The following is a 20,126-nucleotide window of genomic DNA, read 5'->3' as shown; positions in this document are numbered from 1 at the left end:
CCAGGAGGCCACCATGACCGGCTATCTCTACCTCGCCATCGCCATCACCGCCGAAGTGATCGCCACCACCTCCATGAAAGCCCTCGACGGCTTCAGCAAACCCCTTCCGCTGCTGCTGGTGGTGGTCGGCTACAGCATTTCCTTCTGGATGCTCAGCCTGGTGGTCAAAAGCATCCCGGTGGGTATCGCCTATGCGATCTGGGCGGGCCTCGGCATCGTCCTGGTGAGCATCGCCGCGGTCTTCCTCTACCAGCAGAAGCTGGACATCCCGGCCATGCTCGGCATGGGCCTGATCGTCTCGGGCGTCGTGGTGATCCAGCTGTTCTCCGGCAGCACCGGCCACTGATCCACGTCAGCCCCGCCTCACGGCGCGCGTTATACTGCGCGCCGGTTTTCTTCGAGGCAGCTTCCATGTCCCAGGTTCTCAACACCGACGTCCTCATCGTGGGCGGCGGCGTCGCCGGCCTCTGGCTCGCGGCACGCCTGCGCAGCCAGGGCTTCGCCACCCTGCTGGTGGAGAACGCCAGCCTCGGCGGCGGGCAGAGCGTGAAGTCCCAGGGCATCATCCACGGTGGCGCCAAGTACGCCCTGCACGGCGCGCTGACCGGCGCCTCCGAAGCCATCGCCGACATGCCGCGCCGCTGGCGCGAGGCCCTGGCCGGCAACGGCGAGCTGGACCTGCGCCCGGTGCGCCTGCTGTCCGACGCCCACTACCTGTGGTCGCCCGGCTCCCTGGCCGGCAACATCACCAGCTTCTTCGCCAGCAAGGCGGTGCGCGGCCGCGTCGACCAGGTCAAGGGCGAGGCCCTGCCCCCGGCCCTGCAACACCCGAAATTCAAGGGCAAGGTCTATCGCCTCGCCGAACTGGTGCTGGACGTGCCGAGCCTGATCCAGCGCCTGGCCGAGCTCGCCGGCGACGGCCTGCTGGCCGGGCGCAGCATCGAACCGCTGCGCGAGGGGGATGAGCTCGTCGGCCTGGTGGTCGACGGTCGCAGCATCCGCGCCCAGCGCATCGTGCTCAGCGCCGGTGCCGGCAACGAGGCGCTGCTGCAGGCCCTCGGCATCCAGCAACCGGCCATGCAGCGCCGCCCGCTGCACATGGTGATGGTCAAGGCGCCCGGGCTGAAACCGCTCTACGCCCACTGCCTCGGCGGCGGGCCCAAGCCGCGCGTCACGGTCACGACCCATCCCGCCGCCGATGGCCAGTGGGTCTGGTACCTGGGGGGCGACATCGCCGAAGCCGATGGCGTGGCGCGCACCGAGGCGGAGCAGATCGCCGCGGCCGAGAAGGAGCTGCACGACCTGCTGCCCTGGATCGACCTGAGCGCCGCCCAATGGGCGACCCTTCGCGTCGACCGCGCCGAGCCGGTGCAGACCGGCCTGGCGCGCCCGGACAATGCCTTCCTCGCCGACCAGGGCCGCCTGCTGGTGGGCTGGCCGACCAAGCTGGCGCTGGCGCCCGACTTCGCCGACCGGGTGATCGCCGCCCTGGAGCGCGACGGACTACGGCCGACGCAGCCCGCCGCCCTGCCCGGGCTGCCGCGCCCGAGCCTGGCGCAACCGGTCTGGGAGGAACTGCTGTGATCCAGAGCAGCCTGCATCACCTGCACCGCCCCCTGGGCGATACCGGCCTGATCGTCTCGCCGCTGGGCCTGGGCACCGTCAAGCTGGGCCGCGACCAGGGCGTCAAATACCCCTCGGGCTTCACCATCCCCGATGACGACGAAGCCGGCCGCCTGATCGGCCTGGCCCATGAGCTGGGCATCAACCTGATCGACACCGCGCCAGCCTATGGGCGCAGCGAGGAGCGCCTCGGCCCGCTGCTGCGCGGCCGGCGCCAGGACTGGGTGATCGTCAGCAAGAGCGGCGAGGAGTTCGAAGCGGGCCGCTCCAGCCACGACTTCAGCCCGGCGCACACCCGCCGCTCGGTCGAGCGCAGCCTGAAGCGCCTGGAGACCGACTACATCGACCTGCTGCTGCTGCACTCCGATGGCGACGACCTGCGCATCCTCCGCGAGAGCGGCGCCTACGAGACACTCGCCGAGCTCAAGCGCGAGGGCAAGATCCGCGCCTTCGGCCTTTCCGGCAAGACCGTGGAAGGCGGCCTGCTGGCGCTGGAGCGCGGCGACTGCGCGATGGTCACCTACAACCTCGCCGAACAGGGCGAGAAGCCGGTGCTGGACTATGCTGCCAGTCACGCCAAGGGCATCCTGATCAAGAAGGGCCTGGCCAGCGGCCATGCCTGCACAGGGGCCGGCGTCGACCCGGTGAAAGCGAGCTTCGAGCTGATCTTCGGCCACCCCGGGGTCGGCAGCGCCATCATCGGAACCATCAATCCGCTGCACCTGTCCCATAATGTCGCGACGGCCGCCGAGGTGCTGCAAGGCCGTCCCTAGAGCGCCGCAACTGCGGCCGACCCCGACGCAAGAAGGAGCCGACATGCCGCGAATCCTGGCCCGTAAAGACCCGGGGGCCTTCAAGACCCTGCCCCTCCACGTCGAAGCCACCCCCGACGGCCTGACCTACCAGGCCCTTGGCCTGCCGCTTAACTTCACCCAGATGCTGGAACGCCGTCGACGCCCGGTGGAGGTCGCCGACAATCAGCGCTTCGCCGTCGAGCTGGCCAACCTGGGCGTCTCCGTGCGCCTGACCCTGGAGCTGCAGGGGCGCGAATACTGGGTGCTGGTGCGCCAGCGCCGTCTGGATCGCGGCGACACCGTGCTCAAGCTGATCTCCGGCTACGTACCGGCCCATGAACTCAACCTGCCGCTGCTCACCGCCATCCAGGAAGTGGCCGAGGAATGCCTGATCGAGACGCCGGACGGCTGGCTCGGCGGGCGCTTCGCCGACACCTGGCTGCCGACGCCCTACCAGCGCCAGTTGCACTACCGCGAAGCCAGCCACTTTCGCCTCAGCCCCCTGTCGGGCGCCGCACGCCCGGTGCAGACCGGCAGCCTGACGCTGCTGGAGCGCCCGCGTGCCTATGTGCACCTGCCCACCGCTTCGTTGCAGCTGGTCTACGACATGAGCCTGGAGCTGCCGCGCGATGCCCGCCAGGTGAGCTTCTTCCATGTAGACGAGAGCCTGCACGACGGCGAACTGGTTGCCGCCCTCGAACGTCGCCGCCCGGACATCTACCTGCTGCCCCGCGACCATGGCAAGCCCACCGGCGAGCTGCTGACCCTGCGTAACGGCGAGTTCAAGCCAGCCAGCACCCGGGGTGTCTGGCTTTCGGAAAGCTTCGCCGAACAGGACGGCTGGCTGGTGCGTGACGAACGCATCCGCTGGAAGGACTGGCTGGCCCGCGTGGGCACCGCCGAACGGAGCAGGCGCCTGGCCTGCTGAAGGTCCGAGGATCGAGCCCCGCGCTCGCCCGGGTGACGGCCCGTTCACCAGCCCCAACGCCGCATGCAGCGAGGGCGAGCGCCGTGATATGCCCTCAGGCGCCGCAAAAAAGAACCCCGCCGGAGCGGGGCCAATCGGGCACTACAACAGAATCACTTGAGCTCGCTGGAGCTCTTGCCCAGCAGGCGGCGGGCGACGATCAGCAACTGGATCTGCTGCGTCCCCTCGAAGATGTCGAGGATCTTCGAATCCCGCGCCCACTTCTCCAGCAGCTCGTCCTCGCCATACCCCAGCGCGCCGACCAGTTCCACGCACTTGAGCGTCACCTCGTTGGCCACGCGCCCGGCCTTGGCCTTGGCAATGGAGGCCTCCTTGGAGTTGGGCAGCTTGTTGTCCGCCATCCAGGCAGCCTTGAGGGTCAGCAGGCGCGCGGCCTCCCACTCGGCCTCCAGCCGGTAGAGGGTGGCTTCGGCGTGGGTCACGCGGAGCAACGGCTTGCGGTAGTCGAACGTGCAGCCGGCCTTCTTCAGCAGCTCACGGGTACGGTCCAGCGAAGCCTTGGCCACGCCGATGGCCATGCCGGCCACCAGCGGACGGGTGTTGTCGAAGGTTTCCATGACCCCGGCGAAACCCTTCTGTACATCGATCTCCGCGTTGCCCAGCAGGTTGGCCGCCGGCACCCGGCAATCGCTGAAGCTGATCGACGCCGTGTCGGATGCCTTGATGCCCAGCTTCTTCTCCAGGCGGGTGACGCTCATGCCCGGCGTGCCCTTCTCCACCACGAAGGACTTGATCGCCGCGCGGCCCAGGCTCTTGTCCAGGGTCGCCCAGACCACCACCGCATCGGCGCGCTCGCCGGAGGTGACGAAGATCTTCTCGCCGTTGAGCACGTAGTGGTCGCCATCCTTCACCGCCGTGGTGCGGATGGCGGCCGAGTCCGAACCGCAACCCGGCTCGGTGATGGCCATGGCCGCCCAGGTGCTGCCGAAGCGCTTGAGCTGCTCCTCGTTGGCCACCGCCGCGATGGCGGCGTTGCCCAGCCCCTGGCGCGGCATGCCCAGCAGCAGGCCGACATCGCCCCAGCAGAGCTCGATGACACCCAGCAGCGCCGAGAGATTGCCGCCGTTGCGCACGCCCTCCTCCGCCTGGCCGCTGCCGCGCTTGCTGGCGGACGTGGCGCCGACGGCGTCGGGGGAGCCGGCGTTCATGCCGTCCAGCAGGGCGGCGAGCAGGTCCAGCTCCTTGGGGTAGGCGTGCTCGGCCTTGTCGTACTTGCGGGAGATGGGGCGGAAGTAGTTGGCCGCCACCTGGTGCGCCTGGTTGGCCAGGCCACGGAATTTCTTCGGGGTTTCAAGGTTCATAGTCATCCCCTCAAAGGTGCAAGCCGCCGGCCATGATGGCCACGGCGCGGAGGTCGCGGTACCAGCGCTCGGCCGGGTGCTCCTTGGTGAAGCCATGGCCGCCCAGCAGCTGCACCGCGTCGGTGCCGATCTTCATCGCCTTCTCGGCGCACAGCAGGCGCGCCAGGTAGGCCTCGCGCTGGAAGGGCTCGCCACGCTCGGCCCGGGCGCAGGCGCGCCAGACCATCATGCGCATGGCATCCAGCTCGATGGCGATGTCCGAGACCATGAAGGCGACACCCTGGCGGTGGCTGATGGGCTCGCCGAAGGCGACGCGCTCGTTGCAGTAGGTGACGACGTAGTCCAGCGCCGCCTGGCCGGTGCCCAGGGCCAGGGCACACCAGGCGAGGGTGGTGAAATCGAGAAAGCGCGGGTAATCGAAGTCGGCGGCGGCCAGGCGGTTCTCCGTCGGTACCTTGACGCCCTTCAGCAGCACCCGCGCCGTCGAACAGGCCTTGAGCCCCATGGCGGGCTCGGCCTGGCGCTCCAGCCCCCTGGCGCCGCCCTCGACGAGGAACAGCGCCGGGCCATTCTCGGCCTCGGCGGCGACGATCAGCTGGCTGGCATTGAGCCCTTCGAGCACCAGGCATTTCTCACCGGTGAGCTGGTAGTGCTTGCCCTTGCGCCGCGCCTTGGTGGCCAGGCGGTGGGGGTCGGACAGCACGCCGGGCTCGCTGACGGCGATGGCCACCAGCGGCGGACGTTCCTCGCCGACGAAGGCCGGCAGCCAGCGCACCTGCTGCTCGGGCGAGGCCCAGCGGCGGATGCAGTTGGCGGCGGACAGCGGCACCAGCAACGAGGCGGCCAGGGACAGGTCGCCCTGGCCCAGCGCCTCGGCGATCAGCGCGTTGCTGACAGTGGTGCGCTCGCCAGCCATGCCGCCGTGCACCTCGCCGACGCCGTAGTGGGCGAGGCCCAGCTCCAGCGCCTGGTTGAGCAGGTCGGCGGGAATGGCACCGCGCGCATCGGCGTCGTGGGCAGCCGGGCGCAGCACCTCCAGGGCGAAGCCCTGGAGCATCTCCCGGATCATCTGCTGCTCGTCGCTCAGGGACAGGTCGAAGAGCGTATCCGGGTCGGCCTTGCGCGGCGTCTTGGCCGCCTTGCCGGACCGCTCGGCGACCATCTGGAAGCCGGCGCGGCTGCCGGTGTAGAGAAGCTTCTCGAAGGGCTTGCGCAGCTTGAGCCGGTCCGGCCAGTCGGCCTGGGCGACGCGGTTCAGCACGGACAGGGCGCGTCCCTGTGCATCGGTACTCATGGGCATCTCGCTCCACGCGGGGTGAGGATGCCGGGATGATGCGCGCCGGAAGGCAGCGCGCCTATGACCGACGGGACGCGGGCGAGTGGCACGACGGCCACCCGCCGGGACGAGGATCAGCGGCTGCGGATCTTCTCGACAATGGCGGTGGTGGAGCTGTTCTCCACCAGGCCGAGCACGCGCACTTCGCCGCCGTAGGCCTTGACGATGTCGGCGCCCACCACCTGCTCGATGCCGTAGTCGCCCCCCTTGACCAGGATGTCCGGCTTGACCTGGCCAAGCAGGCGCTCGGGGGTGTCTTCGCTGAAGCTCACCACCCAGTCGACGGCGCCGAGGCCGGCGAGCACCGCCATGCGCCGGTCCACCGAGTTGATCGGACGACCGGGCCCCTTGAGGCGGCTGACCGAGGCGTCGTCGTTGACCGCCAGCACCAGGCGATCACCCTGGGCGCGGGCCTGCTCGAGGTAGGTCACGTGGCCGGCATGGAGGATGTCGAAGCAGCCATTGGTGAAGACGATCTTCTCGCCGTGGGCGCGGGCGTCCTCGATGGCCAGCAGCAGCTGGTCGAGGCTCAGTACCCCACGTTCGGAGCCCTGCTCGCGCTGTACGGCGCGGCGCAGTTCGGGGGCGCTGATGGCGGCGGTGCCCAGCTTGCCGACCACGATGCCGGCGGCCAGGTTGGCCAGGGCCACGGCCTGGGGCAGCTCCTCGCCGGCAGCCAGGCTGGCGGCCAGGGTGGAGATCACGGTGTCGCCGGCGCCGGTGACGTCGAAGACCTCGCGGGCGCGGGCCGGCAGGTGCAGGGCGGGCTGGTCGGGGCGCAGCAGGGTCATGCCGTGTTCGCCACGGGTCACCAGCAGGGCGCCGAGGTCCAGTTCGCGCATCAGTTGCGCGCCCTTGGCGACCAGGTCGGCCTCGTCGGCACAGCGCCCGACTATGGTTTCGAATTCGTTGAGATTGGGGGTGATCAGGCTGGCACCGCGGTAGATGCCGAAGTCCTTGCCCTTGGGGTCGGCGAGCACCGGGATGCCCTTGCGCCGGGCGGCCTGGATCAACGCCTGGTGGTTCTTCAGCGCACCCTTGCCGTAGTCGGACAGCACCAGCACCTTGACCCCGGAGAGCAGGCGCTCGACCTCGACGGCCAGGGCCTCGGCGTCGGTCTCGAAGGGTTCTTCGAAATCCATGCGCAGCAACTGCTGGTGGCGGCTCATGACCCGCAGCTTGACGATGGTCGGCTGGGTGGCGATGCGCTGGAAGCGCGCGTCGACGCCAGCAGCGCCCAGGCTGGCGAGCAGGCTGGCGGCGGCCTCGTCTTCACCGGTCACCCCCACCAGGGCGGCGGGAGCACCCAGGGCCGCGATGTTCAGCGCCACGTTGGCGGCACCGCCCGGGCGGTCTTCGATCTGGTCGACACGCACCACGGGCACCGGCGCCTCGGGGGAGATGCGCGAGGTGCCGCCATGCCAGTAACGGTCGAGCATGACGTCGCCCACCACCAGAACGGGGGCCAGATCGAAACGGGGCATGGTGAGCTTCATGAAGACTCCAGAGCATGAAAAAACGGCGCGGATCATAACATAGCAGCTGACCCACCCCGTCGCCGGAGGCCGTCAATCGGAAAGGCGTCTCACCCAGAAAAGCTCGTGGCGGCGCACCGCCTTGCGGAAGAAGTCGTCCTCGCCGCTCTCCGGCCAGCGACGGGCGGCGAGCAGCCACTGGATGGTCCGGCGCAGGCGCTTCTTGAACGACAGCGGCACCTGCAGGTCATGCTGCATGGCCAGCGCCTGGGCCTTGTCCAGGCGCACCTGGTCGCACAACACGGGACTCCACAGGTGATCCGCCGGCAGCGGCTCGATGCAGGGTGGCAGGGCGATACCGCCACCGGCCGGGCCCATGGGCCAGCGGTCGTTGTCCACCAGATGGTTGGCATAGAGCAGTTGCACCGGAGGGGTCCAGCCGCTCTTGCGGATGGCCTGGTCGAGGGCGCGGCTGGCCTGGACGTGATCCGGATGCGGGTCGAGCTGCGGGTGCGGCACCACCACAACGTCGGGCTGCAGGCGGGCCAGCAGGGCCGCCAGGTCACCCACCAGGTTGTTCCAGGTCGGCGCGCCATCGAGATCGCCGGGCAGTGCCAGGGCATTGAAGCGGCGGACGCTGCGGATGTCCGCCTCCCCGGACTCCAGCGAGGCGAAGGGTTTGTCCGGCTCGGCCTCCATGGCTTCCAGGCGCAGGCAGTAGTAGCCCAGCTGCAGGCACCGGGTGGCCGGTACGCCGCCCCAGAGCGGCACCGCCAGGCTGCTCCAGCTGCGCAGGCGCCCCTTGAGGCGTGCAGCGGCAGCGGTGTCCAGCCCAAGGCGACGATAGACCTGGGCCTCGATCTCGCCCTGGGTCAGGGTGACGATGTGCACGTCGCTGCAACGGCTGTAGAGCCCGAAGGCCGCCAGCTCGGCATCGTCCGCATGAGGCGCGATGACCAGCACCTTCTTCCTGGCGTAATCGGGGTTGCTGAAGGCATGCAGCGTGGCGCTCGGCGCCAGCCGGCAGAAACGCCCGCGCAGGCGCAACGTGCCGGCGGCCAAGGCGGCCTGAGCCCCGGAGAGATTGATGTAGCGGCGCCCGTTCACGCCCCGCTCGAAGTCCTGGCGGTCGAGACCTTCGCCACATTCGACTAGCACATGGGGGTCGAGCAGGCGACCGAGCCAGCGGCTGCGGATCACCACTTCCAGCACCAGCGTCTCCGCGCCCTCGGGCCAGGCCGCACCGCCCGGGTCCAGGCGGCCGTCCACCAGGCCCACGGGCAGCGCCCGGGCACTGCCGGGGAAGCGGTACTGGTAGTCATCTCGCGGGGAATAGAAGAGGTGATCGGCGAACCAGGCCTCGTGGGCGATCCAGCCGAGCACGAGGAGAACGGGCGTGGTGCTCCAGGAGCCGAACCAGTCCAGCGCCATAAGCACCAGCAGGGCACCGAACATGAACAAACGCTTGTGGCGCCGATGACGGCGCAGGAGCAGCTGCTTGCGTGTTTCCATTCACTCACACCCGAAAGACGGGAACCTTGTTGCACCAACGATCCTTGTATTCCACATCTGCGCGCCCGAACGAATAGCGCAAGGCCTTGCCTCTGGCCCGGGCATCTTCCCAGGCGGCCTGCGTATTGACGAAGCTGAGGACGCTGCCGGGGCTGAAGTCCCGGCTTTGCGGATCGACGCCGCCGTTGATGTATTCGGCGCTGATCCATTCTGGAGATTCGACCCTGTACACCACCTGAACGGCGATGGGCGCTCCCTCCAGCAACAACAGGCTGCCGCTGAGGAATTCCCTCAGTAACCCGAACACCTCTTCCAGATGTCCTTTGCCGGGCACATCGAAGCCCCAGCGACGCTCGAACAGTTCGGTGTAGACGGCCGCCAGTTCGGCGGGAGCGAGTTCCGCGATCGGCTTCAGGGTGCCACCGGCCTCCTCCAGCAGGCGCAGCTCGCGGCGCTGGTTGTAGCGGAATTTCCTGGAGAATTCCTCAGGCTCACGGCACAGAGCCAGCGAGTCCTTCTGCAGGCGCAGCCCCTGCAGGCGGCTCTGGTTGGGTTCGCCCAGGTAGGCGCCGCGATGGCGCAAGACCGCTCCACTGTCCGGTCGCGCCGGCAGGAGCACCTCGGCATTGCCGAGATCGAAAAGATGGCGCTTGCCGGCACGCTTGAGCGCATCCCTCGACAAGGCGAGGTGCCGTCCCCAGGTGGGGACCGCGGCTACCGGCTCGTCACCTTCGAACCAGCCGAGGTAGCGCACAGGGATGCCGGCCATCGCGGACAGGCGCTCCACCACATCCGGGTGGGTCACCAGGCTGCCGCCGAAACGTGACCAGACGGCGGCATATTCGACGGCATTCAGTGGGCGCCAGCCACGTTCACGGCAGGCGCGTATCAGGTTCAGCACAGCCCGGTCCCTGGGTTTGGAAATCTCATCGTCATGCACATATCAGGCACAGGTACCGCTCAGCCGCGCTCCGCCACGTGGGCCTTGTCCTCGGCGAACTGGTTGGCGTGCAGGCGCGCGTAGTAGCCATCCAGGGCGATCAGCTCGGCGTGGTTGCCGCGCTCGACGATGCGCCCCTGGTCCATCACCAGGATCAGGTCGGCCTTCTCGATGGTGGACAGGCGGTGGGCGATGACCAGCGTGGTGCGGCCATCCATCACCCGGTCCAGCGCCTTCTGGATGTGCCGTTCGGACTCGTTGTCCAGCGCCGAGGTGGCTTCGTCCAGCACCAGCAGCGGCGCGTTCTTCAAAAGCGCCCGGGCGATGGCCAGGCGCTGGCGCTGGCCGCCGGACAACAGCACGCCGTTCTCACCGACCTCGGTGTCCAGGCCCTGGGGCAGCTTCTCGATGAACTCGCTGGCATAGGCGGCCTCGGCCGCCCGCTCGATGTCCGAGCGCGGCGCCCCGGCGAGGTCGCCGTAGGCGATGTTGTTGGCCACCGAGTCATTGAACAGGTTGACCTGCTGGGTCACCAGCGCGATGTGTCGGCGCAGGTTGCGCAGGCGGTAATCCTGGACCTCGACGCCGTCGAGGAGGATCTGCCCTTCGCTGTGCTGGTAGAAGCGCGGGATCAGGTTGGCGAGCGTCGACTTGCCACTTCCGGAGCGGCCCACCAGGGCAACCATCTGCCCCGGTTCGGCAGTGAAGCTGATGCCATCGAGCACGGACTTCTCGGTACCGGGGTAGCGGAAAGTCAGGTCGCGCACCTCCAGCCTGCCCACCACCCGCTCACGCTCGACGGTGCCGGTGTCGGTCTCCGGCACTTCGTCGAGCTGCTCGAAGATGCTCTCGGCACCCGCCACGCCCTTCTGCACCGTGGAGCTGACTTCCGACAACTGACGGATGGGCTTGGGCAGCATGCCGGCCACGGTGATGTAGGCGACCAGCTCGCCTGCCGAGGCATCACCACGCAGGAACAGCACGAGGAACATCAGCACCGCCATGGCGGAGAAGATCACCAGTTGCAGCATCGGCGTGTAGACGGCACCGGTCTTGGTCATGCGCAGCTGCTTGTCGGTATTGCTCTGGCTGGCGTCGAGAAAGCGCGCCTCCTCGTAGGGCTCGCCACCGAAGCTGCGCACCACGCGATAGCCCTGGATGGTTTCGGACGCCACGTGGGTGACATCCCCCATGGCCACCTGGATCTTCTTGCTCTGCTTGCGGAACTTGCGGCTGGCCGTGGTCACCATGAATGCGATCAGCGGCAGGATCGCCACCATCACCAGGGTCAAGCGCCAGTTCATCCACAACAGGTAGGCGAACAGGCAGACCACCGTCATCCCCTCGCGGATAACCACCTTGATGGCATCGGTCGCGGCCCCCGTCACCATGGTGACGTTGAAGGTGATACGCGAGATCAGGTGCCCCGAGTTGTGGTTGTCGAAATAACGGTTGGGCAGCACCAGCAGGTTATTGAACAGCGCCACCCGCAGGTCATGCACGAGCCCGAGGGAAACCTTGGCCAGGTAGTAGTTGCCGAGGAAGGAACCAACGCCCTGCCAGGCGGCGATCAGCACGATCAGCAGCGGCACCATCTGCAGCAGCTGCAGGTCACGCAGCACCGGCACATTGGGGAAGAGCACCACGCTCGGGTCATTCAGCCCATCGACGAAGTACTGCAGGATCGCACCCAGCATCGGCTGGGTCGTGGCGAAGATCACGAAGCCGACGATGCTCAGCACGAACTGCCAGATGTAAGGGCGGACGTAGCTCAGCAGCCGCAGGTAGATCTTCATGCTGGACGGCTGGGATTGCGTCGGATGTTGCTCGGTCATTCGCTCGGCCTGGGGGTGGCAGAAAAGGCGGAGAGCTTATCACAGCGCGGGCTGTGTCTTCGTGGGGGATGCTTTAAGATGGCCCCCTCTTAACCAGACAGGCCCAGGCCAATCGTGCCGTTCCCGAATACATTTTTCGTTGCGCCCGCCATCCGCGACCGGCTGGCGAATATTCTTGAATGCTGGTTGCTGCTGGGATTGTTGGTCCTATTGACAGGCCTGTTCTGGACCAAAGGCGGCAGTCAGTACACCAAGCTGTTCTACGGACTATTCGCTGTGCCTGCGCTACTGAGCATCCTTGTGGCGCCTCATACCGCTGCCAGGCTCCTCAGGGAGCCGACCATGTGGGTCTTCCCTCTATTGTGTCTGTGGTTGTTGACGAGCCTTTACTGGAGCACCAGCGACGATGACATCTCCGGCTTGGGCAAACGCCCCTTTTACGTTCTATTGCTGTTCGTAGGCTGCGCCTTCCTGGCGCAACGAGATGAGCTTCGCTTCTGGAACGCCTTACACTTGAGCGCTGCCCTGGGCGCCCTGGCTGCCTTGGTGTGTCTGGTGCAGTTTTTCACAACCCATCTACCCACACAGCGCTTGGTCGGCACCGGTGCGCTCAGCAACCCCCTGCTGACTTCCCACGTATTGGGTTTCCTCTGCACGTTCTGGCTCTCGTCCTGGCTGGTCTGCAGCGAAAGACACAATTGGGTTCCTGTACTCATGTTCGCGCCGCTCTTCGCCGCGCTGATAGCAACCGGATCCCGCACCCCTATGCTCGGCCTCACTGCGGTGACATTGTTCATGCTCGTACGCGCACCCAAAGGAGCTTCGCTGGTACTCGCCTTCGGTGCGCTGGGAGCACTGGTCAGCGTTCTACTCTACCCTGACATCCTGCTTCAGCGCGGACTGTCGTTCCGCCCAGAGCTGTGGATGGATGCACTGCGCCAGGCAAGTGAGCATCCTATCCTCGGCTACGGTTATGACACTCGATTTGCCTTCGACATTCCTGCTGCCGGTGGAGTACTCAGCGATCCTCACAACGTGGAGCTAGCCGTTCTCCTTGAACTTGGAGCCGTGGGGCTTTGCCTGTGGTTCGCGATGTATGGATGCATTTTCCAGAGGTGCTTCGTGCATCGCCATCAGCAGAAGATCAAGGTGGCTTCAGCGTTGGTCATCTACGGCCTGGCAGCAGGTATGACGGAGGGAAGCAGTTTCCTTTCCCGGCCCAATGAAAGCTGGTTCATCATCTGGATTCCTCTTGCCATCACGGTCGCGCTCACAATTAGAAAGGACCGATCGATAACAGCATGAAAACGATCAGCGAAACGGAACTACAGGCCCTTCTTCTGGAGGCAACTCCCATTGAGTCAGATGGACTGGGCCTGAAGGTTGCACGACTCAAGGATGGCAGTTTCCTTAAACTCTACCGGCGCAAACGCATTATCTCCTCGGCGCTTCTCTCTCCGCCGGCAAAGCGCTTCGCACAAAACGCAACCAAACTCCAAAGTCTGGACATCGCGGCACCCGATATCGAGGATCTGCTATCGATCCCGTCCCTCAACCTGAACGGTGTCCGCTATATCCCCCTACCGGGGGACACATTGAGGAGTAGATGGGAAGGCGCCCAGGATGCGCAGATAGCAGAGGAAGTGCAACGCTTCGGCGCCTTCCTAGCGCGACTGCACAATTCAGGGGTCTACTTCCGTTCTCTGCATCTCGGCAATGTGATCCTGCTACCCGATGGCCGTTTTGGACTGATCGACCTCTCGGACATGTGGATCAGCAGGAAAGCACTCTCGCGGCAGAGGCGCGCGCGCAATCTCAAGCATATCCTCCGCTACCCGGAGGACATACGCTGGCTGGCAGTTGAGCACAGGGACGATTGGGTTCGAGGCTACGCGTCAGCCAGCAGCGATACAGAAGCGGCACGGTTCGCCGAGAACTTGGTCAGATTCGGCGCCTAGGTCGGCTGAATGCCAGGCGCCCTATGGCTCGCAGAGTCTTGGCGTTCCAGTGACGCAAGGGCAATTGCGCCAGCAGCTCCTTGGCCAGCGACTTGTCATCCACAGCGCACTTCAGCAGCATCGAGTTGCGAAAGCGCGCGCAAACCAGAGGGTGCGCTGGGTGATCGCGAAAATGATCGTAGGTAGCCAAGACTGCCTCGATCATGAATCGCCGGTTCTTGTAGGTGTTGGTCTGATGGACACGGTAATACGCCAGCACGTCGGGCAGCACATCGATGAAGTATCCGGCGCGGGTGATCTTCAACTCAATCAGGAGGTCCTCAAGTTTGACGTTCGGATCGAATCCGCCCACGAGTTCCAGCGCCTCGCGACGGAACAATAGCGTGGGCGCCGGGGCGCCATCCTTGTTAGCAAGGAATATGTCGTCGAAGTCCAGCCGCCGGAACTCCCGGCGTTTATCACGGCGCGTAAGAGGCTCTCCGCTCGCGTCGACATGGATGATTCCCCCTGCGCAGATGCCGACTTCCGGCTTGCCCTGGAGATAGGCCACTTGCTTCTCAATGCGCTGGGGCAGCATGACATCGTCGGAGCCGAAGGGCGCGATCAGGCTGCCCCTGGACCTGGCGATGCAGTCATTGAGCGTCGGCGCCAGTCCCTTGTTCTCCTGCTCTCGAAAATCGAAGCCATGCCTGCGTTGCAAAGCACGCAGTTTCTCGACGCTACCATCATGCGAACCGTCGTCTACCACGAGCAACTCGATACTCGGATAGGACTGGGCTAGCACGCTTTCTATACAGGCCTCGATGTACGGCGCATGGTTGTATGACGAGATGATCACACTGACCAACGGACTCGACTCGCACTTAGTCATCGTCATTCCAAATCTCACCAAGTAGCGCCAGGTAGTGGCTACGGAAGTCGTCGATATCGTGCTCACGACAGAGGTAGCTGTACGCTCGCTCGCCCTCCGCTTCTCGAGTTGCTGTAGGAGCGGAAAAGACCGCATTCATGTGTTCGGCAAGAACGTCAATCTGACCAGGCGAATAGAGCCGTGCCTGCGCGCCCTCAAGCAGCGGCCGCATGCTAGGGATATCGGTACCTATGATTGGCAGTCGACCGCTCATCGCCTCCAGAAGCGCCAGCGGCAGCCCTTCGCTTCGCGAGGGCATGACAAACGCATCGAATGCCCTGATGTACTGCAGTGCATCATCACGCGCGCCGAGGAGCAGCACTCGCCCTTCCAATTGGTACCCCCGTATGGCAGCTTCGAGCACTGGCCGCTCTCGTCCTTCACCAATTATCGCGACGCAAGCTCCAGGGAGGTGAGGGGCAAGTTTGGCGAATGCAGCGATGAGATCCACATGCCCCTTCACAGGGACCAGGCGGCCAATGCTTCCGAACACGAATCCAGCCCGGGGCATCCCCAGAAGCTGACGCGCCTCTTCACGCTCGCGCTGCAACTTCTCAGCACGGGGAATATCAATGGCGTTATTGATACAGAGGGTGTTTGTCGGCGTGAAGGCGCTATCGAGCGCCAACAAATACGAACGAACGGCCTGGGAAACCGCCACATAGCAGCAATTGGGTTTCGCTATATGCCTGAAGAGCCATTGTCTAGAGGGCCGGTCATAGTCGCCAATCCCGTGTACGACGCCAATGCACAACTTCAGCTTTAGTAATAAATTCACCCACAGTATCAAGCTCAAGGGCTTGAAGCGGTGGGCGATGATCACGTCATAACCTTCATTGCGAATGTGCCGAAACAACCGCCATAGGACCACAAGGCGCACCCCCCCCATCTGGTGGCGCGCAAAGTCAAAGTAGTGGGTCTTCTCGGCGCCACTCACTGCCTGCCCTGCCGCCGGCCGGCCCGACAGAAAAGCGGTCGTTACCTCGAAACGCTCGACCGGGAGTGACTTGATGATCTGTTCCGCAAGATCGGAAGCGTTCACGTTGTAATAGTTCTGCAGTTGCAGAACCTTAAGGCGATTCTGACTCACCTGATCCTTCCATATCCCACACAGCTTGATGATGCTCACCGCGCCGAAAACAGACACATCCTATATATGATCCCTGAAGAGAAATCAGCGCAGCGAGACCTGCTACGCATTGCGCTGCCGTGAACCTGCCTCAGCGTAACGGCCCCAGAACTAGAACGCTCTGTCGCTTGGCGTTGCTGAACTGCGCCAGGACCGACTTCCCGTTTGCGGACAACCATTGCTCAAGCCAGGGCTCATCCGGCCTAGCTTCAATCACAAGGTAGGCGAACTTTCCAGCCCCGGCCCCCTCCAGTACCGCCTTCTGCTCGAATTCCTTCAGCTCGTATCCCCGCCCTGCGTAGTAGCCGATACGTGGATCCGAGTAATAAATGGATGCGCCCGGGTCTACGTGCTCGGCCACCCAGTGGCCGGCATCGACGTAGTGGGTCTTCTTTGCCGACAGGGAAATCACGTTGGCCAGCATCATCAATACGGCAACTGCTGCCAGAGCCTTGCCCGCCCTGGGGAAGCGCTGTGCGAACGCATACACACCAGCAACCACCAACGGTACCGCTAACCAATCGAGGAAACTGGCATAGCGCGAGTTGATGAACAGCTGCTGAACGAAGAAGAACATCAGCACCAGCAGGTAGCACAGCCAGGTCCAGGCAAAGAGATCGAAGGAACCCAGGCTGGCCCTTGCTCCGCGCCACCCCGTCCGAGTCAGGAAGGGTATGACGAACGGCCCGAGGAGCTTGGCAAACATCAGCAGAGTGACGCCCAGCATACCGAACACCAATATCTTGCCGGCATCGTCCGCCGAGTACTTCATCAGCACCGTGCTACCGAGACGATCGCTGACGGCGTTGAATTTGGAGAACACCTGCTGCGGATCGACCATCGACAGGAAGTTCTCGATGCGGTCCAGATGCAGCACGCTACCCAGCAGTAGCGCCACGACGATAGCGGCGCAAAGCGGCAGCAGCACCAGTTGAGTCATACGCCCCCAACCCTCGCGGGTGCGCAGGCCGGGCGCCAGCCAGAGAACCAGGGCCGGCATCAGCAAAACCGCCTCGAAGCGGAACAGCGCCGCGAGCCCGATGGAACCCTGGATACCCAGCGCACCCAGCCACCCGCCACGATCCCGCCAACGCAAGGCGCACCAGAGCGTCAATACGCTGAAGAACCAGAAACCGAATTCACGCAGGATTTCGCCACGGAAAGCATTGAACGCCGGCATCGCCAGCACGACCACACAGGCCCAGAACCCCGAGCCTGGTAGACGGCGGACGACTATGCCTACCATCAGGGCGCAAGCTCCGGCCATGAACAGGGCGCACCAGAGAAAGGCGGCGGTTTCCAGCCCGATACCGGTGACGGCATGACTTGTCCCGATGAGCACGGAGAACCAGGGCCAGTCGAAGCGGCTAAATGCGCCAGTCAGGCCCTGATCGAGGAAATGCTGGGATACATCGAGATAGAAAGCTGCGTCTTTACCAACCACGGGCTGGAAGTGCATGGCCAGCCCGGACAGCAGCAGACTTATAACGAAAGTCCACTGCATTGCGGATAGGCGTTTCAACTGGAGCATGATTCCTTGCATATCCTCTCCCAAGGATCGAAATCGGCGCCCTGCCGATGCAGTGCAGGCCTTACGGCTCAGCCGCGGAACAGCAGGCGCAACGCCTTGCGGGTATAGGAAAATTTCAGCAGTACGCGAAGATCGGTACGTAACGCTTCCAGGTAGTAGTGACGAGCCCCCGACTTGTCCCCGGCAAGCATGCAAGTCCGAAACAACGAAAGGCAGCGCTGTGCCTTGTAACGGAGTCGCAGCTCTTCGCCCACCTCGGGCAGTCCATCGAACACCTCATCCACCAGTTTCAAGTCCACCTTCCGTGCCGCCTCCGCACTATGCCGCAGGCTGCCGGGGTGCTTGTGGATGCGCGCGAGGGAAAAATCCAGGCGCCGTACCGGGCCATGAGCCAGGGTGTAGGCGAACACGGGGATATCTTCGCTATGACGCAGGTGCTCCGGATAGGGACGCTGGAGCAGAAGGTCACGCCGGAACACGCACGCGCCGTGACTGATGGCGACGGTCTTGTCCAGCAGGTAGGCAGACAGCCGCTCGGCGACACCTTCAGGAACCTGCGAGGCAGGGTGTTCGCGCTCACGACCATCAGGCTGTACCGCGACATGGCCGGCCAGCCACAACCCAATGCTGGGCTCGGCACGCAACTGCTCGCACAGGCGGGGCAGCATGCCGGGTACCAACTCATCATCGGCGTCCAACAGCAGGATGTAGTGCCCACCCGCGAGGCGTACACCGTGGTTACGCGCAGCGGAGGGGCCTGCGTTTTCCTGCCGTACACCTTGGAAGCGCTCGCCATAGCGAGCGGCCAGCGTTTCGAATACAACCGGAGTGTCATCGCTGGAACCATCGTCGATGACCCAGAGTTCCACATCAGCGTCGGCCTGCGAGAGCACCGATTCGACCGCTCGCGGCAACACCCTGGCGTAGTTGTATGCCGGGATGATGACGCTGAGCAGCGGATTAACCGACATTGTCATACCAGTCCACGCCATCCTTGACGACCAATACATCCTCCATGATCAGGTACTGCAGGTCCGAGCCGTAGAACATGTTCAGCGCGTCGGTGGGCGAGCAGATCATCGGCTCGCCACGACGGTTGAGGGAGGTGTTCAGGGAGACGCCGTTACCGGTCAGTTTCTCCAGTTCGAGCATCAGGTCGTACCAGCGCGGGTTGTGGCGGCGCTCCAGGACCTGGGCGCGGGAGGTGCCGTCCTCGTGCACGACTTCGGAAACGCGCTCCTTCCACTCGTCGTTGACCTCGAAGGTGAAGGTCATGAACGGACTCGGGTGGTCCACCTTGAGCATCTTCGGCGCCACGGTGTCGAGCATCGACGGGCAGAAGGGCCTCCAGCGCTCACGGAACTTGATCTGCTCGTTGATGCGGTCGGCGACGCCGGGGATGCTCGGGCAACCGATGATGGAGCGGCCACCCAGGGCGCGCGGACCGAACTCCATGCGGCCCTGGAACCAGGCCACCGGATTGCCGGCGACCATGATGCTGGCGATGCGCTGCGGGGTGTTCTCGATGCGTTTGAACACCGGTTTGTTCGGGTGTTTGGCGCAGGCGGCGATGACGTCCTCGTTGGAGAACGACGGGCCGAGGTAGACGTGCTCCATCTTCTCCACCGGCACGCCGCGCTTGTGCGAGATGTAGGCGGCGGCGCCGACGGCGGTGCCGGCGTCACCGGAAGCGGGCTGCACGAACAGCTCCTTCACGTCCGGGCGGGCGATGATCTTCTGGTTCAGCTTGACGTTCAGTGCGCAGCCACCAGCGAAGGCGATCTTGCCGGTCTCGCGCAGGATGTCGCCGAGGTAGTACTCCATCATCTCCAGCGCCAGCTTCTCGAACAGCGCCTGCATGCTGGCGGCGTAGTGGATGTAAGGGTCGTCGGCGATGTCGCCCTGGCGCTTCGGGCCGAGCCACTCGATCAGCTTGGGCGAGAAGTAGTAGCCCTTGCCGTTTTCCTTGTAGCGGCGGAAGCCGATGACGTTGGCGTATTCGGTGTTGATCACCAGCTCGCCGTTCTCGAACTTGGCCAGGCGCGAGAAATCGTACTTGGCGGCGTCACCATAGGGCGCCATGCCCATGACCTTGAACTCACCGTCGAGCATCTCGAAGCCAAGGTACTCGGTGATTGCGCCATAGAGGCCGCCGAGGGAGTCCGGGTCGAAGAACTCCTTGATCTTGTGGATCTTGCCGTTCTCGCCCCAGCCGAAGAAGGTGGTGGCGTACTCGCCCTTGCCGTCGATCCCGAGGATGGCGGTCTTTTCCTTGAAGCCGGAGCAGTGGTAAGCGCTGGAGGCGTGGGCCAGGTGGTGTTCCACCGGCTCGATCTTCACCTTCTTGGCGTCGAAACCCAGTTGCTCCAGGCACCAGACGATCTTATTGCGGTAGCGCTTGTAGCGACGGTTGCCCATGAGGATCGCGTCCAGAGCGCGATCCGGTGCGTACCAGTAGCGCTTGGCGTACTGCCAGCGGGCCTTGCCGAAGAGGCTGATGGGCGCGAAGGGGATGGCCACAACATCGACGTCGGAAGGCTTGATACCGGCCTGCTCCAGGCAGAACTTGGCCGATTCGTAGGGCATGCGGTTCTTCGCGTGCTTGTCGCGCACGAAGCGCTCTTCTTCGGCGGCCGCGATCAGCTTGCCGTCGATGTAGAGCGCAGCGGACGGATCATGGCTGAGGGCGCCGGAAAGGCCGAGAATCGTCAGTGCCACAGTGTTATGCCTCTTCAAAGCAGCTGGAAGCACGGAGCGGGAAGCGCGAGCTTGCAGCGGTCATGGGGTTCACGCC

17 protein-coding genes are annotated in these 20,126 nt (G+C 64.7%); 6 read left to right on the top strand and 11 right to left on the bottom strand.

Annotated features, from left to right (window positions below; translation table 11 throughout):
* The first annotated feature begins 13 nt into the window (after nt 1–13).
* The 4 genes from ACYJSS_RS04350 (at nt 14) to ACYJSS_RS04335 (ending at nt 3,345) form a co-directional block, all read left to right on the top strand.
* A complete protein-coding gene (locus ACYJSS_RS04350; RefSeq protein WP_236204329.1) occupies nt 14–346 on the top strand; it encodes a DMT family transporter in 333 nt (110 codons plus the stop codon).
* Between the two features lie 65 nt (nt 347–411).
* Nucleotides 412–1,584 carry an NAD(P)/FAD-dependent oxidoreductase gene (locus tag ACYJSS_RS04345; RefSeq protein ID WP_111259848.1) on the top strand — a complete coding sequence of 391 codons (1,173 nt, stop codon included), beginning with the start codon at nt 412–414 and terminating at the stop codon, nt 1,582–1,584.
* The gene (locus tag ACYJSS_RS04340) at nt 1,581–2,396 is read left to right on the top strand and encodes an aldo/keto reductase (RefSeq protein ID WP_111259847.1); all 816 of its coding nucleotides are present in this window, start codon (nt 1,581–1,583) and stop codon (nt 2,394–2,396) included. Before ACYJSS_RS04345 ends, ACYJSS_RS04340 begins: the two co-directional genes overlap by 4 nt.
* A 43-nt stretch (nt 2,397–2,439) precedes the next feature.
* Nucleotides 2,440–3,345: a metal ABC transporter ATPase gene (locus tag ACYJSS_RS04335; protein WP_111259846.1), complete on the top strand. Its 906-nt coding sequence runs from the start codon at nt 2,440–2,442 to the stop codon at nt 3,343–3,345.
* Nucleotides 3,346–3,497: 152 nt separating this feature from the next.
* Here the strand turns inward: ACYJSS_RS04335 and ACYJSS_RS04330 are convergent, their stop codons facing one another.
* The 6 genes from ACYJSS_RS04330 to msbA all read right to left on the bottom strand — a co-directional run bounded on the left by ACYJSS_RS04330 (nt 3,498) and on the right by msbA (nt 11,804).
* Nucleotides 3,498–4,706, bottom strand: a complete 1,209-nt coding sequence (locus tag ACYJSS_RS04330) for an acyl-CoA dehydrogenase family protein (protein WP_111259845.1) — start codon at nt 4,704–4,706, stop codon at nt 3,498–3,500.
* 10 nt (nt 4,707–4,716) lie between these two features.
* The gene (locus ACYJSS_RS04325; protein WP_111259844.1) at nt 4,717–6,006 is read right to left on the bottom strand and encodes an acyl-CoA dehydrogenase family protein; all 1,290 of its coding nucleotides are present in this window, start codon (nt 6,004–6,006) and stop codon (nt 4,717–4,719) included.
* A gap of 110 nt (nt 6,007–6,116) precedes the next feature.
* Nucleotides 6,117–7,538 (bottom strand): bifunctional D-glycero-beta-D-manno-heptose-7-phosphate kinase/D-glycero-beta-D-manno-heptose 1-phosphate adenylyltransferase HldE, encoded by a 1,422-nt coding sequence (hldE, locus tag ACYJSS_RS04320; protein ID WP_111259843.1) that lies wholly within the window; start codon nt 7,536–7,538, stop codon nt 6,117–6,119.
* 72 nt (nt 7,539–7,610) lie between these two features.
* A complete protein-coding gene (locus ACYJSS_RS04315) occupies nt 7,611–9,029 on the bottom strand; it encodes a PIG-L deacetylase family protein (protein ID WP_111259842.1) in 1,419 nt (472 codons plus the stop codon).
* A 4-nt stretch (nt 9,030–9,033) separates the two neighbouring features.
* Complete coding sequence (locus ACYJSS_RS04310; protein ID WP_111259841.1) at nt 9,034–9,930, bottom strand: GNAT family N-acetyltransferase; 897 nt, start codon at nt 9,928–9,930, stop codon at nt 9,034–9,036.
* Between the two features lie 59 nt (nt 9,931–9,989).
* The gene (gene msbA / locus ACYJSS_RS04305; protein WP_111259840.1) at nt 9,990–11,804 is read right to left on the bottom strand and encodes a lipid A export permease/ATP-binding protein MsbA; all 1,815 of its coding nucleotides are present in this window, start codon (nt 11,802–11,804) and stop codon (nt 9,990–9,992) included.
* A 114-nt stretch (nt 11,805–11,918) separates the two neighbouring features.
* Between msbA and ACYJSS_RS04300 the strand changes: the two genes are divergently transcribed.
* Together ACYJSS_RS04300 and ACYJSS_RS04295 are read left to right on the top strand one after the other, a co-directional pair.
* The gene (locus tag ACYJSS_RS04300) at nt 11,919–13,109 is read left to right on the top strand and encodes an O-antigen ligase family protein (RefSeq protein WP_236204330.1); all 1,191 of its coding nucleotides are present in this window, start codon (nt 11,919–11,921) and stop codon (nt 13,107–13,109) included.
* The gene (locus ACYJSS_RS04295; RefSeq protein WP_111259839.1) at nt 13,106–13,762 is read left to right on the top strand and encodes a BUD32 family EKC/KEOPS complex subunit; all 657 of its coding nucleotides are present in this window, start codon (nt 13,106–13,108) and stop codon (nt 13,760–13,762) included. The genes ACYJSS_RS04300 and ACYJSS_RS04295 overlap by 4 nt, the downstream gene beginning before the upstream one ends.
* Here ACYJSS_RS04295 and ACYJSS_RS04290 read toward each other — a convergent pair.
* The 5 genes from ACYJSS_RS04290 to ACYJSS_RS04270 form a co-directional block, all read right to left on the bottom strand.
* Nucleotides 13,746–14,639, bottom strand: a complete 894-nt coding sequence (locus ACYJSS_RS04290; protein WP_111259838.1) for a glycosyltransferase family 2 protein — start codon at nt 14,637–14,639, stop codon at nt 13,746–13,748. The two genes, ACYJSS_RS04295 and ACYJSS_RS04290, sit on opposite strands and share 17 nt — an antisense overlap.
* Complete coding sequence (locus ACYJSS_RS04285) at nt 14,626–15,762, bottom strand: glycosyltransferase (RefSeq protein WP_236204331.1); 1,137 nt, start codon at nt 15,760–15,762, stop codon at nt 14,626–14,628. The genes ACYJSS_RS04290 and ACYJSS_RS04285 overlap by 14 nt, the downstream gene beginning before the upstream one ends.
* A 130-nt stretch (nt 15,763–15,892) precedes the next feature.
* The gene (locus ACYJSS_RS04280) at nt 15,893–17,332 is read right to left on the bottom strand and encodes an ArnT family glycosyltransferase (protein ID WP_111259837.1); all 1,440 of its coding nucleotides are present in this window, start codon (nt 17,330–17,332) and stop codon (nt 15,893–15,895) included.
* 68 nt (nt 17,333–17,400) lie between these two features.
* A complete protein-coding gene (locus tag ACYJSS_RS04275) occupies nt 17,401–18,303 on the bottom strand; it encodes a glycosyltransferase family 2 protein (protein WP_111259836.1) in 903 nt (300 codons plus the stop codon).
* Nucleotides 18,293–20,050, bottom strand: a complete 1,758-nt coding sequence (locus ACYJSS_RS04270) for a carbamoyltransferase family protein (protein WP_111259835.1) — start codon at nt 20,048–20,050, stop codon at nt 18,293–18,295. Before ACYJSS_RS04270 ends, ACYJSS_RS04275 begins: the two co-directional genes overlap by 11 nt.
* Between the last annotated feature and the right edge of the window lie 76 nt (nt 20,051–20,126).

This window comes from Pseudomonas sp. No.21 (assembly GCF_054558415.1).
Note: the sequence above shows the minus strand (reverse complement) of the source record. Positions and strands in the feature narration are given on the sequence as shown.

Excerpts from the sequence above, each read along its gene's own strand:
- ACYJSS_RS04350 (WP_236204329.1), top strand. The coding sequence starts at position 14 with ATGACCGGCTATCTCTACCTCGCCATCGCCATCACCGCCGAAGTGATC.
- ACYJSS_RS04345 (WP_111259848.1), top strand. The coding sequence starts at position 412 with ATGTCCCAGGTTCTCAACACCGACGTCCTCATCGTGGGCGGCGGCGTC.
- ACYJSS_RS04335 (WP_111259846.1), top strand. The coding sequence starts at position 2,440 with ATGCCGCGAATCCTGGCCCGTAAAGACCCGGGGGCCTTCAAGACCCTG.
- ACYJSS_RS04330 (WP_111259845.1), bottom strand. The coding sequence starts at position 4,706 with ATGAACCTTGAAACCCCGAAGAAATTCCGTGGCCTGGCCAACCAGGCG.
- ACYJSS_RS04325 (WP_111259844.1), bottom strand. The coding sequence starts at position 6,006 with ATGCCCATGAGTACCGATGCACAGGGACGCGCCCTGTCCGTGCTGAAC.
- hldE (WP_111259843.1), bottom strand. The coding sequence starts at position 7,538 with ATGAAGCTCACCATGCCCCGTTTCGATCTGGCCCCCGTTCTGGTGGTG.
- ACYJSS_RS04315 (WP_111259842.1), bottom strand. The coding sequence starts at position 9,029 with ATGGAAACACGCAAGCAGCTGCTCCTGCGCCGTCATCGGCGCCACAAG.
- msbA (WP_111259840.1), bottom strand. The coding sequence starts at position 11,804 with ATGACCGAGCAACATCCGACGCAATCCCAGCCGTCCAGCATGAAGATC.
- ACYJSS_RS04295 (WP_111259839.1), top strand. The coding sequence starts at position 13,106 with ATGAAAACGATCAGCGAAACGGAACTACAGGCCCTTCTTCTGGAGGCA.
- ACYJSS_RS04290 (WP_111259838.1), bottom strand. The coding sequence starts at position 14,639 with ATGACGATGACTAAGTGCGAGTCGAGTCCGTTGGTCAGTGTGATCATC.
- ACYJSS_RS04280 (WP_111259837.1), bottom strand. The coding sequence starts at position 17,332 with ATGCTCCAGTTGAAACGCCTATCCGCAATGCAGTGGACTTTCGTTATA.
- ACYJSS_RS04275 (WP_111259836.1), bottom strand. The coding sequence starts at position 18,303 with ATGTCGGTTAATCCGCTGCTCAGCGTCATCATCCCGGCATACAACTAC.